Source organism: Cupriavidus sp. CP313, assembly GCF_054072015.1.
Genome location: NZ_JBSVZB010000022.1, coordinates 14,798 through 30,939 on the forward strand (window position 1 = coordinate 14,798; position 16,142 = coordinate 30,939).

Consider the following 16,142-nt stretch of genomic DNA (forward strand, 5'->3'; position numbering starts at 1 on the left):
CACTTATATAATTCATCACCAATATCGGGCATCACCAGACCATGATGAATGCTGCAATGCGTCGCGGCGATGCTGCGCCACGCACTGCCGTGCTGTTGACTCATCCCACGTTGCTGCCACCACAACAACCCGAGCCGCCTCAGTGACATCACAACTCCCTCCCAGGCTGGCGCTGGCCCATATCAGCAAGCGCTACCCGGGCGTCGTCGCCAATGACGACGTCAGCCTCAGCGTCGCTCCCGGCGAGATCCATGCCGTGCTGGGTGAAAACGGCGCAGGCAAGTCCACCCTGATGAAGATCATCTTTGGCGCGGTCCGTCCGGATGCCGGCGAGATGCACTTCAACGGGGCGCCGGTCACCATCAACAGCCCGCACGACGCCCGCAACCTGGGCATCGCCATGGTGTTCCAGCATTTCTCGCTGTTCGACACGCTGACCGTGACCGAGAACATCGCGCTCGGCCTGCCCGCGGGACAGCAAGGCAACATGAAACAGCTGGCCGAGCGCATCCGCGCTACCGCCGAGCGCTACGGCCTGCCGCTGGAGCCGAACCGTCACGTGCATACGCTATCGGTCGGCGAGCGCCAGCGCGTGGAGATCGTGCGCGCACTGCTGGCCAATCCGCAGCTGCTGATCCTGGACGAACCCACCTCGGTGCTGACGCCCCAGGCAGTGGAAACACTCTTCGTCACGCTGCGCCAGCTGGCCGCCGAAGGCACCAGCATCCTCTACATCAGCCACAAGCTCGACGAGATCCGCGCGCTGTGCCATCAGGCCACCGTGATGCGCATGGGCAAGGTCACCGGCGTGTGCGATCCGCGCCAGGAAACCGCGGCGTCGCTGTCGCGGCTGATGATCGGCGGCGAGCCCCCGCGCGAGACGCGCGTGATTGCCTTTCGCGGCCCGGTGCGACTGAGCGTGCAGGAGCTGTCGCTGCCGCGCGCGCATGCCTTCGCCACCGAGCTGAACCGAATTTCGCTGGACGTGCATGCGGGCGAGATCGTCGGCATTGCCGGGGTCTCCGGAAACGGCCAGCAGGAACTGCTGGCAGCGCTGTCGGGCGAAGACACGCGCGCGACCAACGTATCGGTGCAGCTCGGCGGCAAGCTGGTGGGCAAGCGCGATGCACGCCAGCGCCGCCGCGCCGGCCTGGCCTTCGTGCCGGAAGAACGCCTGGGCCGCGGCGCCGTGCCGGGCATGAGCCTGGCCACCAATATCCTGTTGTCGCACCAGACGCGGCCCTACGTGCGGCGGGGCATGATCTCGCCCAAGGCCGCCACCGGGCTGGCCGCGGCGGTGATCAACCGCTTCCGCGTCAAGGCCAGCGGCCCCGAGGCGCTGGCGCGCAGCCTCTCCGGCGGCAACCTGCAGAAATTCATTGTCGGCCGCGAGATCGAAAGCGGCCCGAAGGTACTGATCGTGGCACAACCGACCTGGGGCGTGGACGTGGGCGCCGCCGCGCAGATCCACAACGAGATCCTGGCGCTGAAGGCCACCGGCTGCGCCATCCTGGTGGTGTCGGAAGAGCTCGATGAGCTGTTCGCGATCTGCGACCGGCTGCACGTGATCGCCAAGGGCCGGTTGTCGCCCTCGGTGCCGACCGAGACCGCCACGCGTGAGCAGGTCGGCCTGTGGATGAGCGGACTTTGGGAAGGCGGGCCCGCCCAGGCGCAATCCGGCGCGGAGGAGGCAAGCCATGGCTGATGTGCGACAACTGCTGCCCCGCTCCCCCCTCTCACTGGCGCCGCGTGGCCTGCCCTCGCGCACGATGGCCTATGCCTCGCCGGTGATCGCACTGGCGCTGACGCTCCTGTTCGGCGCGCTGCTGTTCCTGGTGCTCGGCAAGGACCCCGTAGCCGCGCTCAAGGTCTTCCTGGCCGATCCGCTGCGCGACCAGCGCGCCATCGGCGAGGTGCTGCTCAAGACCGTGCCGCTGGTGCTGTGCGCGCTCGGCCTGTCGGTCTGCTACCGCGCCAACGTGTGGAATATCGGCGCCGACGGGCAGCTGGTTGCCGGCGGCATCTGCGCCGGCGCCACCGTGCTTTACTTCGATGTGCCGGGCCAGGCCATGAACGGCACCGTGGTGCTGGTGCTGGCCTCATTGGCCGGCATGATCGGCGGCATGCTGTGGGCCTCGCTCACGGCAGTGCTCAAGGACAGGTTCAACGCCAACGAGATCCTGGTCTCGCTGATGCTCACCTATATCGCGCAGCAACTGCTGCTGTGGGTGGTCAACGGGCCGCTGAAGGATCCCAACGGCATGAACTTCCCGCAGTCGAAGGTGTTCTCGTCCGAGTACCTGCTGCCCAACCTGATGTCGGGTTCGCGCCTGCATGCCGGCTTTGCCGTGATGCTGGTGCTGGTGGCGGTGATGACCGTGTTCGTGTTCCGCAGCTTCGCGGGCTATCGGCTGCAGGTGGGCGGCACCGCGCCTGCGGCGGCGCGCTACGCGGGTTTCTCGGCGCGCAACGCGCTGTGGAGTGCGCTGCTGATCTCGGGCGCGACGGCCGGCCTGGCGGGCGCGTTCGAAGTGACCGGCCCGATCGGCCAGCTGCTGCCGTCGATCTCGCCGGGCTACGGCTTCACCGCCATCATCGTCGCCTTTATCGGCCGGCTGCATCCGGTCGGCACGGTCTTCGGCGGCATCATGATGTCGCTGTTCTATATCGGCGGCGAGATGGCGCAGTCGCGCCTGGGCCTGCCGTCGGCCATTGGCTGGGTGTTCCAGGGCATGCTGCTGTTCTTCCTGCTGGCCTGCGACACGCTGATCGAAAACCGCCTGCGCTGGCGCGCCACCACGGCCTGAGCGGAGCTACAGAACAATATGGAACAACTCGCTCCCCTCATCGCCACCGCCATCAACGCCGGCACGCCGCTGCTGCTGGCCGCGCTCGGCCTGCTGATCAACGAACGCTCGGGCGTGCTCAACCTGGGCGCCGAAGGCATGATGCTGGTGGCCGCGGTGGCCGGCTTCATGGTCGGCTACCAGACCCAGTCGCCGCTGCTCGGCTTTGCCGCCGGCGCGCTCGCCGGCATGCTGATGGCCACGCTGTTCTCATGGCTGGCGCTGGTGCTGGCCACCAACCAGGTCGCCACCGGGCTGGCGCTGTCGATCTTCGGCACCGGCCTGTCGGCCTTCATGGGCCAGCGCTTTGTCGGCCACGCCATGCCGGCGCAGGCCAAGGCCGTGCCCGGCCTGGCCGACCTTCCCTTCTTCGGGCCAGCCTTCTTCCAGCATCACTGGATGGTGTATTTCAGCCTGCTGCTGTGCTTTGCCATCATGTGGTTCCTGTTCCGCACGCGCGCGGGGCTGACGCTGCGCGCGATCGGCGAAGCGCCGGAATCGGCGCACGCGCTGGGCTACCCGGTGCGCACCATCCGCTTTGGCGCGCTGCTGTTCGGCGGCGCCTGCTGCGGGCTGGCGGGCGCCTACCTGTCGCTGGTGTACACGCCGATGTGGGTCGAGAACCTGGTCGCCGGCCGCGGCTGGATCGCGCTGGCGCTGACCACCTTCGCCACCTGGCGCCCGGGCCGTGTGCTGGTGGGCGCGTGGCTGTTCGGCGGCGTGACCATCCTGCAGTTCTACCTGCAAGGGATCGGCGTGTCGGTGCCGTCGCAGTTCCTGTCGATGCTGCCGTACGCGGCCACCATCGTGGTGCTGGCGCTGATCTCCCGCAATCCGGCCTGGATCCGGCTGAACATGCCGGCCTCGCTGGGCAAGCCCTTCCGGCCCGGCAATGCCTGAGCCTCGAGTTTTTTGACGGAAATCCCCGAGCTACCAACAATTCATCACAAGGAGAAATCATGATCGTCACGCGCAGGAAGACCCTGGCGGCCCTGGCCGCCACCGCCGTGCTGGCCCTCGCGGGCTGCGGCAAGAAAGAGGCCGACAAGCCTGCCGAGACGGCAGGCACGGCCCCGGCGCCCGCGGCCGAGCAGAAGGCCGAGCCGCTCAAGGTCGCCTTCGTCTATATCGGGCCGGTCGGCGATGCCGGCTGGACCTTCGCGCATGACAATGGCCGCAAGGCCGTGGAAGAGAAGTTCGGCGACAAGGTCAAGACCACCTTCGTCGAGAACGTGCCCGAATCCGCCGCCGACGCCGAGCGCGTGTTCCGCGACCTGGCCAGCCAGGGCAACAAGCTGATCTTCGGCACCACCTTCGGCTACATGGAGTCGATGCTCAAGGTCGCCAAGGAATTTCCGGACGTGAAGTTCGAGCACGCCACCGGCTTCAAGACCGCGGAGAACCTGGCCCAGTACGACGTGCGCACCTATGAGGGCGCCTACCTGGCGGGCGTGGTCGCCGGCAAGATGAGCAAGTCCGGCAAGATGGGCGTGGTGGCATCGGTGCCCATCCCCGAGGTGATCCGCAATATCGACTCGTTCACGCTGGGCGCGCGCAGCGTCAACCCCAAGGCCACGGTCAAGGTGGTGTGGGTCAACAAGTGGTTCGATCCGGGCAAGGAGCGCGAAGCCGCCACCACGCTGATCGGCCAGGGCGTTGACATGCTGATGCAGAACACCGACTCCGCCGCCGTGGTGCAGACCGCGCAGGAAAAGGGCGTGCACGCCTTTGGCTGGGACAGCGACATGAGCAAGTTCGGCGACAAGGCCCACCTGGCCGCGTCGGTGATCTCGTGGGGCGTCTACTACAACAAAGTGGTGGAAGACGTGCTGAGCAAGCAGTGGAAGAACAGCACCACGTGGTGGGGCCTGAAGGAAGGCATGATCGACCTGAAGGGCTTCAACGCGGACGTGCCGGCTGACGTCAAGGCGCTGGTCGAAGAGCGCAAGAAGGGCATCGCCGACGGCAGCGCGCCGATCTGGAAGGGTCCGATCAAGGACAACACCGGCAAGGAACAGCTGGCCAAGGACCAGGTGGCCGACGACGGCTTCCTGCACGGCGTGAAGTTCTACGTCGAAGGCGTGGAAGGCAAGATCCCGGGCTGATCGCCACGCAGCCCAGCCGCGCGCCAGTGACGGTGCGCGGCGCCCGCCTCCGCCGCGCGGGGGCGAAATCGCCACAATTCCCCGCCCTGCCGCCCGTTCCGGGCACCCTCCCCGCACCGCCCTTCCCTTGCGGAACTTGAAGCCGGCAATAACGGCCCAAGCTATCTGTGCATGCGCCAGTAACCGGCGCCCGCAATGTGAAGGAGGCCTCTCATGTGGAAGCGATTTTCGGCCCTGTGGACGCTGGTTCGCCGCGACGGCCGCCTGTTCTGGTACGCGCTGCGCCATCCGGACGCGCCGCCCTGGCTCAAGCCCGCCGCCATCGGGCTGCTGCTCTACGCAATCTCGCCGATCGACCTGATTCCCGACGTGGTCGCGGGCCTGGGCATTGTCGATGACGTGGTGCTGATTCCGCTGGCAGTGCACCTGATCCTGAAGCGCTTGCCGCCGCATATCCTGCGCCAGGCGCAGACGCGCGCCACCGCCACCACGGTCCGGCCGCACTGACGGCATCGGCCAATGACAAAGCCCCGGGGCAGCGCTTGCCGCCCCGGGGCTTTTGCTTGCCTGCCTGGCTATTGCTCAGTTCGGCAGCAGGATGGTCGAGCCGGTGGTCTTGCGCGATTCCAGGTCGCGGTGCGCCTGCGCCACCTCCGACAGCGCGTAGCGCTGGCGGATGTCGATCTTCACCTTGCCGGTGGCCACGGCGTCGAACAGGTCGGCCACCATCGGCTCCAGCAGTTCGCGGTGCACCACGTAGGTCATCAGCGTCGGGCGCGTCAGCCGCAGCGAGCCCTTGTTGCCCAGCACCGACAGGTCGAACGGCGGCACCGGGCCTGAGGCGTTGCCGAAGCTGACCATGGTGCCGCGCGGCGCCAGACAGTCGAGCGAGCCGCGGAAGGTATCCGCGCCGATCGAATCATAGACCGCCGGCACGCCCTTGCCGTTGGTGATTTCCTTGACGCGGTCCACGAACGACTCACGCGTGTAGACGATGGTGTGGGCGCAGCCGTTGGCGCGCGCCAGCTCGGCCTTCTCGTCGTTGCCGACGGTGCCGATCACGGTCACGCCCAGCGCCTTGAGCCACTGGCTGGCAATCAGGCCGACGCCGCCGGCGGCCGCATGCAGCAGCACCGTGTCGCCCGGCTGCACCTTGTAGCTGTCGCGGATCAGGTACTGCGCCGTCAGGCCCTGCAGCATCATCGCCGCGGCGGTGTCGAACGGGATCGCATCGGGCAGCCGCACCACGATATCGGCCGGCATCACGCGCACCTGCGCGTAGGCGCCGGTGGGTCGGCCGGCGTAGGCCACGCGGTCGCCCACGGCGACGTGGCGCACGCCCTCGCCCACCGCTTCGACCACGCCGGCGCCTTCCATGCCCAGCCCGCCCGGCAGCGGCTGCTTGTACAGCCCGGTGCGGAAATAGACATCGATGTAGTTCAGGCCCACCGCCTCATGGCGCACGCGCACTTCGCCGGGACCGGGGTCGCCCACTTCGACATCGACCCACTGCATGACTTCGGGACCGCCGGTCTGCTCGATCCGGATGGCTTTGCTCATCTGTGTCGCTCCTCGTTATGGTGATGCATCGATGGGAATTCAGTTGCCGGCTTCAGCCTCGCGCGTCAGCCCGGCGATCAACAGCTCGGCGGTGGCCACGTTGGTGGCGCACGGCACGTTGTGCACGTCGCAGGCGCGCACCAGCGCGTTGATATCGGGTTCGTGCGGCTGCGGCGTCATCGGGTCGCGCAGGAACACCACGGCGCGCACCTGGCCTACAGCCAGTTGCGCGCCGATCTGCAGGTCGCCGCCCCACGGCCCCGACAGCATCCGCGTCACCTCCAGCCCGACCTCGTCGATCAGGCGCCCGCCGGTGGTGCCGGTGGCCAGCAGCTCGCACTGCGAGAGGAAGGCGCGGTGGCGCGTGGCGAAGGCGACGATATCGTCCTTCTTGTGGTCATGGGCGATCAGCGCGATGCGGGGGCGAGTCATCAGGGGTTCCTTGTTGCGGGGGTCGGTGAACGTCAGGAAACAGGAGAAAGCAGCGGAATCAGAAGGTGCCCGGGTAGGCGCCGCCGTCGAGCAGGATGTTCTGCCCGGTGATGTAGCCGGCATGGCGGCTGCACAGGAAGGCGCAGGTGGCGCCGAACTCCGCCGGCTCGCCGAAGCGGCGCGACGGGTTCGCCGCGGCGCGCCGCTGCGCCACCTCATCGACGGTCAGCCCAGCCTTCTTGGCCCCGCCTTCCATGGTCTTGAGCAGGCGGTCGGTGTTGAACGGACCCGGCAGCAGGTTGTTGATGGTCACGCCGTGCTGCGCCACTTCGCGCGCCACGCCCGCGACAAAGCCGGTCAGGCCCGAGCGCGCGCCATTGGACAGGCCCAGCACGTCGATCGGCGCCTTGACCGCGCCGCTGGTGATATTGATGATGCGGCCCCACTTGCGCGCGATCATGCCGTCGACGGTGGCCTTGATCAGCTCGATCGGGGTCAGCATGTTGGCGTCCAGCGCGGCCAGCCAGTCGCTGCGCTCCCAGTCGCGGAAGTTGCCCGGCGGCGGGCCGCCGGCGTTGTTCACCAGGATGTCGAGATCGCCCAGCTTGGCCACGGCGTCCAGCGCCGCCTTGCGGCCTTCGGGCGTGGTGATGTCGGTCGCCACCGCGATCACGCGGCGGCCATGGCGCGCGCGCAGGCCGGCAGCGGCCTTCTCCAGCGCCTCGGCGCCGCGCGCCACGATCACCACGTCAACGCCCTCGGCCGCCAGCGCGTCGGCGCAGGCAAAGCCCAGGCCCTTGCTGGCGCCGCATACCAGCGCATGCTTGCCGCGCAGTCCCAGATCCATGTCTTTCTCCTTTGTCTGTTGTCTTTGGCGGGCCAGCTCCGGGGCCGGCCCGGAATCACGTTTTTCTTGCCGACAGCAAATACATGCCGCCCATCACCAGCGCACTGCCGGCCAGCTGCACGCCGCTGATGGGCTCGCCCAGCAGCCAGAAGGCCAGGAACAGCGTCGACACCGGGCCGATCATGCCCGCCTGCGACGCCATCGGCGCGCCGATGCGCGACACCGCCACCATGGTCAGCGACACCGGCAGCACGGTGCAGAACACCGCATTGATGAGTGACAGCCACATCACCGGCGCCGGCTGCGCCAGTTCCGCCACCGGCCGGCCCAGCACCAGGTACTGGATCACGCAGCAGGCGGTCGAGACGCACATCGCATACGCCACCAGCCGCAGCGAGCCGATGCGCCGCACCAGCTCGCCGCTCAGGATCAGGTAGATACCATAGGTCACGGCGCTGCCCAGCACCAGCGCGCCGCCCAGCCACACCTGGCTGCCGCTGACGTCCAGGTCATGCGCGAATACCAGCACGATGCCGGCGTAGGCCAGCAGCAGCGACAGCCACTGGCGCATGGCGATCGGCCGGCGGAACACCAGCGCGGTGGCCAGCAGCACGAACGACGGCGTCAGGAACAGGATCAGCCGCTCCAGCCCGGCGGTGATGTATTGCAGGCCGATGAAATCGAGGAAGCTCGACAGGTAGTAGCCGATAAAGCCGAGAAACACCACGCGGCCGCGGTCCGCCCACGACAGCGGCGCCAGCCGGCGCGACTGCCACCAGCCGATCGCCATGAACAGCGGCACCGCGAACAGCATGCGCAGCGTGATCACCATCACCGCATCGACGTTGTAGCGGTACATCAGCTTGGCGACGATCGCCTTGGCGGAAAACAGCACCGCGCCGACGGCGGCGATGACAAGGCCCGAGCGCTGCGGCGATGGCAGCGCGGCAGGTGCGGCGAGAGACTTCTGGGAGGCGGGCACGGGGAATACAGGGGGAAAGCGGGCGGGCACGTCGGCCCCGCGAAACGACCCGACGATTGTATTCGAAAAGACGCAATGGCATCGGGCGTCGCCTCGGCGGCCCCGGCCACCTTCCCGGCCCCCTTCCTCGGTATACTCTGGGTCACCTTACCCTCTGCACCAGGTTCGTGCCCCAGCCCTCCGACACGCCTTCCGGCAAGACCGCTGCCGACTACGATTTCACCGAGCAGGTGGGCCACCTGCTGCGGCGCGCCTACCAGCGCCATGTGGCGATCTTCCAGCAGACCATCCCGGATTCGCAGCTGACCGCGGCGCAGTTCGTGGTGCTGTGCGCGGTCAGGGACCGCCAGCCGTGTTCGATGAACGAGGTGGTGCGCGCCACCGCCATCGACCAGGCCACGGTGCGGGGCATCATCGACCGGCTGAAGTCGCGCGAGCTGATTGCGGTGTCGCACGATCCCAACGACCGGCGCAAGGTGGTGGTAACGGTCACGCCCGCCGGGCTGGCACTGATCGATGAGACCGTGCCGTTTGCGAAGGAGATCTCGGAGCAGACCTTCGGCGGCCTGAACCCGGCCGAGCGCGTGGCGGTGACTTACCTGCTGCGCAAGATGAGTGAGATCGACGAGGGGAATGGCGGCGCCTGAGCAGGCGCCGCTTCAAGTTTGGGGGGCCTCAGCGGGCCTGCAACGCCGCCAGCACAGTCTCGGGCACGAAAGGCGGCCGGCGCAGGCGCACCCCCAGGGCGTCGAACAAGGCATTGGCAAGCGCCGGCGCGCCGGGCAGCGAGGCCGATTCGCCCGCGCCCAGCGGCGGCTCCGACTGCCGCGGCATCAGCACCACTTCAATCGGCGGGATTTCCGGGAAGGTCAGCAGCGGATAGCTGCCCCATTCGCGGCTCGCGACCCCGTCCGAATCGAACCGCACCTGCTCCTTCAACACCCGGCTGAGCGTCTGCACCACGTTGCCGTGGATCTGGTGGCGCACGCCGTCGGGATTGACCATCATGCCGGTGTCCTGCCCGACCACCACCTTTTCGATGGTGATGCGGCCGGTGCCGGCATCCACCGCCAGGTCCACCACCCAGGCCGACCAGGCTGCGCCGAAGCCCGGGAAACGGCTGTGGATATAGCGGGCATAGGCCACGCCCCGGCCGCGCAGCCGGCCTTCGGCATCCGCGATGCCGCGCGATCCGGCCACGCCCCGCTGCCAGCCAGCCGCTTCGGCCACGGCACGCAGCAAAGCCGCGGCACGTTCATCCGGCAGGTGCCGCAGCCGGAAATCCACGGGATCGGCATCCGCCTGCGCGGCCAGCTCATCGATCACGCACTCGTGCGCAAACGCATTGGGCAGCGCCGACACGCCACGCAGCCAGGACGCGCGCACGATCGCGGGCGTGTCATCGCAACCGATGCGGCGCGCGCCATACGCGTACGGCGGCACGGCGGTGCGATCGCCCATCTCCAGCGTGCGCGGCGCGTTGGGCACGGCACCGGTCAGCACCAGCGCCAGCGTGGGCGCGTCGTTGGACGGATAGCGGCTGGTGAAGTCGTAGCCGAGCAGCGCGCCGTCCGCCCCCAGCGTGGCACTGACGTCCATCAGCTGGGCCGCGCCCTTGGGCTCCCACAGGTGCTCCTGTTCGCGCGAGAGCTGCACGCGCACGGGCCGCCCGACGGCGCGCGACAGTAGTGCCGCGTCGGCGCATACATCGTCGGCGCAGTTGCGCCCGTAGCAGCCGGCGGCCTCCATGCGCACGATCTCGATGCGGTCTTCGCCGAGCCCGCACAGCCTGGCCAGATCGATGCGCAGCACATGCGGGTTCTGCGTGCCGGACCACACCGTCAGGCCATCGTCATGCCAGTCGGCCACGGCGCATGACGGGCCGATCGAGCCATGCATCTGGTACGGCCAGACGAAGCGCCGCTGCAATACCGTGCCGGCGCCGTTTGCCGGCAGCTCGCCGTCGGACAGCAACTCGCGCCGCGTGGCCGGGTTGGCGCGCAGCGCGGGCTCCGGATCGTCCAGCGCGGGCAGCGGCGGCACCGGCTTCCAGCGCACGCGCAGCCGGCGCGCGGCCTGCACCGCGTATTCCTCGCGCTCGGCCACCACGCCGACAAAATCGCCCTGCACCACCACGTCGACCAGGCCCGGCACGTCGCGCACGGAGTCGCGGTCGACTTCCAGCAGGCTGTTGCCGACAAAGCCGCCGCTGTCGCGCCCAGCGTACGGCGGGCGCACCACGCGGCCGTGCAGCATGCCGGGCACGCGCACGTCGTGAACGAAGGTCAGCACGCCGCGCGCCTTGTCGGGAATATCGACGCGGCCTGCCGCGCGGCCGACGATGCGGTAGGACTCGACCGGCTTGGTCGCTATGTCGTCTGCCAGCGGCAGTTCCACATGCTCGCCGGAAACCAGCGCGCCGTAGCCGATGCTGGCCTGCGTGCCGGGAACCTGGAAAACGCCGTCCCCTGCCTCCAGCCCGCCGGATTCCACGCCGAGGTGCTGCGCGGCACGCGCCTGCAGCCACGCACGGGCCTGGGCGGCGGCGCGGCGCAACGGCAGCGCCGAGATCTGGATCGATGCGCTGGCAATGGTGGGGCCCTGGTTGGGGGTGGCGTCGGTATGGCCAAGCACCATGCGTACGCGTTCGAGCGGCACGTCGAGTTCTTCGGCCACGATCTGCGCCAGCGCCGTGCGGATGCCGGTGCCCAGGTCGACGTGGCCGTTGAAGGCCAGCACCTCGCCGCTGTCGCGCACGGCAATGAAGATGTCCGGCAGCGCCGGCACGTAGTCCGACGCCGCACCGGGCTGGCCGGGCGCGGGCCGCGCCGCCGCCTGCGGGGCGCGCGTCACCAGCAGCACGCCGGTGGCCTGCAGCAGCGCCAGCCGCAGCGTGCGCGGCGTGTCGGCGTCGGCCTGTGCCGCGGGTTGCAGGTTGGTTGCCGTCATCGTTCTGCCATCTCCTTCACCGGCGGCGCCCCGGGGCGCCCGTTATACTGCAAGCCAACTGTGGAATAGCCCAAGCATCGACCATGACGATCACGACCGCGCCCAAGCCAACCGCAAAGCGGGCGCCAGCCGGCACGCGGGCCCGGCAAGCGCAGGACAGCCGCGACCGCATCCTGAAGGCTGCGATCAAGGTCTTCGCCCAGCGCGGCTACGACGGGGGCCGCATCGAACGCATCTCGTCGCTGGCCAAGACCTACGACCGGATGATCTATTACTACTTCGGCAGCAAGGAAAAGCTGTTTGTCGAAGTGCTGGAGACCATCTACCTGCAGCTCAATGAAGCCGAGCAGCAGCTGGAACATGAACTCGACGCCGCCGATCCCGTGCGCGCGCTGTCGCAGCTGATCGATTTCGTCTGGCAGTACTACCTCGATCATCCGGAGTTCGTCGCCATCCTGACCAGCGAGAACATGAGCCAGGGCAAGCACGCGAAGAAGTCGGTGCGGCTGCGAGAGATCTCCAGCTACGCGCTGTCGGTGCTCGACGGCATCCTCGCGCGCGGCAAGGCCGCAGGGCTGTTCCGGCCCGACGCGGGCGCGCGCGATGTCTATATGGTGATCGCTTCGCTTGGCTACTTCTACAACTCCAACCATCATACGCTCAGCGCCTTCCTGGGCGAACCCATGATGAGCCCGCCCGCGCTGGCGCACTGGCGCGATGTGATCCAGCAGACGGTGCTGCGCGCTGTGGCCGTGCCCGGCGCGGTGCCGGATGCGGACGCAGCGCCGCCGGCCGCGCCGCGCAAGGCGGCCCGCGGCCGGCGCGCGGCTGCAGGCTGACGCCAGGCCCGGCCGCATCGCCACGCCTCAGGCGGCGGCCCGCACGCCGGCAACCTGCGCCAGCGCCTCGTCGCGCGTCAGCACGGTGGCGTATTTCTGCGCCATGTCGAACAGGTTGGCGTCATGCGGGCCCAGCGCGCGGTCGCCCACGCAATCCGACACCACCAGCGGGCGGAAGCCCAGCGACATCGCGTCGACCACGCTGGCGCGCACGCAGCCGCTGGTGACGCAACCCGCCACCAGCAGCGTCTGCACGCCGCGCTGCGTCAACCAAGCCGCCAGCGAGGTGCCGAAGAACGCCGACGGCACCGTCTTGCGCACCACCAGCTCTCCCGGCGCGGGCGCCAGCTCCGGCACGATCTTGCTGTTGCGGCCATCCTCCTTCAGCGTCAGCATGCCCGGCACCTTCAGCGTGAAGATATTGTGGTCGCTGTCGTCGTCGGCAAACACGATGCGACTGTGCGCCACCGGCCAGCCCTGCTCGCGCGCGGTGCGCAGCAGCGGCTGCGTATTGCGGATCGCCTCGGGGATATTGCCGCCGCCGAACACCGCCGGATCGGCAAAGCCGTTGACGAAGTCGATGATCAGCAGGCCGTACGGCGCTCGCAGTGGAATTGCTGCGCCAAAGCCCTGGCGCTGGTAGGTCTGCACGGCGTCATCCATGGCGCGCGTCCTTGTAGAGAGAAGCGGCCGGCTCGTGGTGGCCGTCCATCACCTTGCCGCGCACTACCACGGGTTCGCCATCCAGGCTGACGGTGCAGTGACGCACCGGGATGTCGATATGGCAGGCGGTGGTGCGGCTGCCGCCGGCTTCGTTGTTGGGGCCGAACGAGCACAGGAAGTTGCCCTCGTAGGCGCGCGCGTCCATGCCGATGGTGGCCTCGCGGTCATACATCGCCAGCGCCGACCAGCTGGCGCGCGGCTGCAGCCCCCAGCCGATATGCGACATGGCATAGGCTTCGGGGTCGTTGAACGAGGCCATGTAGTCGGCCAGCAGTTCGGCATCCACGCCGCCTTCGATGCGGCGCACGTAGCCGGCTTCGACCGTGATGCGGATCGGCGCCTGGATATAGGACTTCATCGGCAGCAGGATGTCGCCGCGGTCCAGCACGATGGTGCCGTTGGTGCCGCCCTCGTCCGGCCAGGTCAGCACGAAGCCGCTCGGCCAGTGGTCCCAGCGGCCGGGCTCGTCGACAAAGCCGTACTCGCTGATCGCCGGGAACTCACCCAGGCGGCAGCGCAAGTCCATACCGGCGTCGGACACGATATGCATCTCGCGCGCCTTGCCCAGCCGTGCCGTCGCCGCTTTGACGCGGGCGCGATCGGCTTCGGTCGGCACCAGCCGCGCCAGCACTTCGGGGGGCTCCACCGCCAGCAGGATCTTGGTGCCTTGCGCCAGGATCTCGTGCTGCTCGGGCGAGAACAGCAGCGTCATCAGGTCCAGCACCAGGTCGCTGGCCTTGAGCGCGGCAATCGCGGCCGGGTTGCCGGTCAGCGGCGTGGTCCCCAGGTAAGCCAGCGCGTCGCGGCTGAGCGCCTTTTCGCCATTGACCGGCGGCAGGTCGAGCCGGTTGAGGATGGCCCCCATCGATGCCGCCGCCACCATCGCGGTGCGCAGCGTCTGCGGATGCGTGGCGGCGCCGGTCAGCACGGTGACGGTCTGTCCCGGCTCAAGCTTCGACAGCGTCAGCACCTGCTTCCAAGCCGCGGTCAGGTCGTAATCGCTTACGGGCATGTTCGCTCCTCGTTCAGTTCAGCGCCGCACCCAGGAAGTCGCCGAAGGCGCGGTAGAAGCCGGCCTCGTCGTCCCACGGGATCATGTGGCCCGCGTTGGCGACATGCGCGACCAGCAATGCGGGCAGCAGCTTGCGCATCTCCTGCACGTCTTCCTCGCGGATCACGTCGCCCCGGCCCGCGGTCATCAGCAGGGCCGGCACCGACACGTGCGGCAGGTCGGCGTGGATATCGTCTTCATGGAAGCCATTGAAGCTGGCCAGGATCGCGCGCTCGTCGCAGGTATGCAGCCATTGCGCGCGCAGGCGCAGCTGGTCCTCGGTCCAGGTCGGGCAGAAGCGGCGCATGCCTTCCACGTCGATGCCCTGCTGCGCCAGCCGGATCGAATCGATGTACCACGGCAGTTGAGACGGATACGGGCGGCGGCCCGGGCCCGACACCGGCGGATCGACCAGCACCAGGCGCGTCAGGCCTGCCGGCTTGCTGCGCGCGGCGCGGATGCCGATGCGCGCGCCCATCGAATGGCCGACGATGGCGTAGCGCTGCAAGCCAAGCGCTTCAGCAAACGCGATCACATCGGCAGCCTGCGCATCGAGGCTGTAGTCCAGCTCCGCGCCGGCCTGCGACAGGCCGCGGCCGCGCACGTCGAGCACATAGGTATCGAACTGCTGCCCGAACTGCTCGCCGACAAAGCCCCAGGTTACCGCCGGGCTGGTGATGCCCGGCACGATGATGACGGCATCGCGCTGCGCACGCGCGCCGCCCTGCCCGCCATAGCGCAGGTAGTGCTGGCGGATGCCGTTGGCGTTCACGCTGGCGCCGTAGAGAAAGCTGCTGTCTGCCATGGCCGCCCCCTTCAGTACGCGCCCGACAGCAGCGCGCCGGCGCCCGGCACCACCGGCTCCAGCCCGAGCCGCTTCAGCAGCGCGTAGGTGGTGGCGACGGCGGCGGTGACCACGGGCTTGCCGGTCATTGCCTCGACCTTGGCCACGGCCGGCAGCGACGGCATCTGCACGCACGCCGACAGCACGATGACATCGGCGTCGGCCGTATTCATCTGCGCGACGATCTCCGGCAGCCGTGCCGGGTCATGGCGCCCGACTTCGAGGTTGTCAGGGATTTCCAGCGCGCGGTAGTCGACCACCTCATAGCCTTCATTGCGGATGTAGTCGACCACCAGCTCGGTCAGCGGCTTCATATAGGGCGCCACCACGGCAATGCGCTTCGCGCCCATCACCTTGAGCGCATCGACCAGCGCGCCGGCGCTGGTGATCACCGGCGCGTCGCCGCCGTTCTCGGCGGTGTGCGCCTGCAGGCGCTGCTCGGACACCCGGTGGTAGCCGTGGCCCATCGCCATGATCGCCACCAGGCAGGCATAGCCGAGCACGTCGACGCGGGCGTCGCTCAGCTCCACCGCGCAGCGGTCGGATTCGGCGTCCATGGCCGCCAGTTCTTCCTTGACCACCTTCTTCATCCGCATCCGGCTTGAGTGGAAGGTGAAGCGTTCCGGGCGCACCAGCTGGCGCGCGGCCAGCATCGCCGGGATCTCGGTTTCCATGGTGGTGTTGGAGCTCGGCACGATCTGGCCGATTCGGAAAACTTTCTGCACTGTCGACTCCGTCATCTGTTTGTCTGTCTACCCGCCTGCCTCGGCCTGGCGGCCCTGCATGCTGCGATTGATTGTAGTGTACACACTTTATCTAAGCAAACAGAATCTGTGCCGCCGCAAATTCACTCGTTCAGTGCATACTTAACTAACCAATCCCGGTATTTGCGCATAAATTCACCGATTCATCGCGATGTGCGAGCGTCGTCACGTTCCATTAAGGGTTTTCCATAGGTTCATCA

The 16,142-nt window shown here is 68.2% G+C and carries 16 protein-coding genes; 7 read left to right on the forward strand and 9 right to left on the reverse strand.

The genetic code is table 11. The annotated features are described in order from the left end of the window. Positions 1-142 precede the first annotated feature (142 nt). The 5 genes from ACW4E8_RS26245 to ACW4E8_RS26265 all read left to right on the forward strand — a co-directional run bounded on the left by ACW4E8_RS26245 (position 143) and on the right by ACW4E8_RS26265 (position 5,458). Positions 143-1,705, forward strand: coding sequence for an ABC transporter ATP-binding protein (locus tag ACW4E8_RS26245; protein ID WP_456807194.1), 1,563 nt, complete (start codon positions 143-145; stop codon positions 1,703-1,705). Next, positions 1,698-2,807 (forward strand): ABC transporter permease, encoded by a 1,110-nt coding sequence (locus tag ACW4E8_RS26250; RefSeq protein WP_456807195.1) that lies wholly within the window; start codon positions 1,698-1,700, stop codon positions 2,805-2,807. The genes ACW4E8_RS26245 and ACW4E8_RS26250 overlap by 8 nt, the downstream gene beginning before the upstream one ends. Before the next feature lie 18 nt (positions 2,808-2,825). Then, a complete protein-coding gene (locus tag ACW4E8_RS26255; RefSeq protein WP_018312370.1) occupies positions 2,826-3,746 on the forward strand; it encodes an ABC transporter permease in 921 nt (306 codons plus the stop codon). A gap of 59 nt (positions 3,747-3,805) precedes the next feature. After that, positions 3,806-4,951, forward strand: coding sequence for a BMP family ABC transporter substrate-binding protein (locus ACW4E8_RS26260; RefSeq protein WP_456807196.1), 1,146 nt, complete (start codon positions 3,806-3,808; stop codon positions 4,949-4,951). A 213-nt stretch (positions 4,952-5,164) separates the two neighbouring features. Then, positions 5,165-5,458, forward strand: a complete 294-nt coding sequence (locus ACW4E8_RS26265) for a YkvA family protein (RefSeq protein WP_011614800.1) — start codon at positions 5,165-5,167, stop codon at positions 5,456-5,458. Positions 5,459-5,533: 75 nt separating this feature from the next. On the opposite strand, the gene ACW4E8_RS26270 is transcribed toward ACW4E8_RS26265, so the two are convergent. From ACW4E8_RS26270 to ACW4E8_RS26285, 4 genes are read right to left on the reverse strand one after another with little or no spacing between them, the layout of a single operon-like run. Continuing rightward, positions 5,534-6,511 carry a quinone oxidoreductase family protein gene (locus tag ACW4E8_RS26270; RefSeq protein WP_456807197.1) on the reverse strand — a complete coding sequence of 326 codons (978 nt, stop codon included), beginning with the start codon at positions 6,509-6,511 and terminating at the stop codon, positions 5,534-5,536. A gap of 39 nt (positions 6,512-6,550) precedes the next feature. Beyond that, positions 6,551-6,943, reverse strand: coding sequence for a methylglyoxal synthase (locus ACW4E8_RS26275; protein WP_018312374.1), 393 nt, complete (start codon positions 6,941-6,943; stop codon positions 6,551-6,553). Positions 6,944-7,001: 58 nt separating this feature from the next. Continuing rightward, entirely contained in the window at positions 7,002-7,790 is a 789-nt protein-coding gene (locus ACW4E8_RS26280) for an SDR family oxidoreductase (protein WP_114132269.1), read from the reverse strand. Between the two features lie 55 nt (positions 7,791-7,845). Then, entirely contained in the window at positions 7,846-8,733 is an 888-nt protein-coding gene (locus tag ACW4E8_RS26285; protein ID WP_456807290.1) for a DMT family transporter, read from the reverse strand. 206 nt (positions 8,734-8,939) lie between these two features. Here ACW4E8_RS26285 and ACW4E8_RS26290 point away from each other — a divergent pair, with 206 nt between their 5' ends. Further along, entirely contained in the window at positions 8,940-9,419 is a 480-nt protein-coding gene (locus ACW4E8_RS26290) for a MarR family winged helix-turn-helix transcriptional regulator (protein ID WP_013955915.1), read from the forward strand. 28 nt (positions 9,420-9,447) lie between these two features. On the opposite strand, the gene ACW4E8_RS26295 is transcribed toward ACW4E8_RS26290, so the two are convergent. Next, positions 9,448-11,721: a molybdopterin cofactor-binding domain-containing protein gene (locus tag ACW4E8_RS26295; RefSeq protein WP_456807198.1), complete on the reverse strand. Its 2,274-nt coding sequence runs from the start codon at positions 11,719-11,721 to the stop codon at positions 9,448-9,450. Between the two features lie 83 nt (positions 11,722-11,804). Here ACW4E8_RS26295 and ACW4E8_RS26300 point away from each other — a divergent pair, with 83 nt between their 5' ends. Further along, positions 11,805-12,560 carry a TetR/AcrR family transcriptional regulator gene (locus ACW4E8_RS26300; protein ID WP_456807199.1) on the forward strand — a complete coding sequence of 252 codons (756 nt, stop codon included), beginning with the start codon at positions 11,805-11,807 and terminating at the stop codon, positions 12,558-12,560. A gap of 27 nt (positions 12,561-12,587) precedes the next feature. On the opposite strand, the gene ACW4E8_RS26305 is transcribed toward ACW4E8_RS26300, so the two are convergent. From ACW4E8_RS26305 to ACW4E8_RS26320, 4 genes are read right to left on the reverse strand one after another with little or no spacing between them, the layout of a single operon-like run. Further along, positions 12,588-13,223, reverse strand: a complete 636-nt coding sequence (locus tag ACW4E8_RS26305; protein ID WP_456807200.1) for an N-carbamoylsarcosine amidohydrolase — start codon at positions 13,221-13,223, stop codon at positions 12,588-12,590. After that, complete coding sequence (locus ACW4E8_RS26310; RefSeq protein WP_456807201.1) at positions 13,216-14,295, reverse strand: 2,5-dihydroxypyridine 5,6-dioxygenase; 1,080 nt, start codon at positions 14,293-14,295, stop codon at positions 13,216-13,218. The genes ACW4E8_RS26305 and ACW4E8_RS26310 overlap by 8 nt, the downstream gene beginning before the upstream one ends. 13 nt (positions 14,296-14,308) lie before the next feature. Further along, positions 14,309-15,139 carry an alpha/beta fold hydrolase gene (locus tag ACW4E8_RS26315; protein WP_456807202.1) on the reverse strand — a complete coding sequence of 277 codons (831 nt, stop codon included), beginning with the start codon at positions 15,137-15,139 and terminating at the stop codon, positions 14,309-14,311. A gap of 11 nt (positions 15,140-15,150) precedes the next feature. Continuing rightward, complete coding sequence (locus tag ACW4E8_RS26320; protein WP_010812897.1) at positions 15,151-15,903, reverse strand: maleate cis-trans isomerase family protein; 753 nt, start codon at positions 15,901-15,903, stop codon at positions 15,151-15,153. Positions 15,904-16,142: the final 239 nt, after the last annotated feature.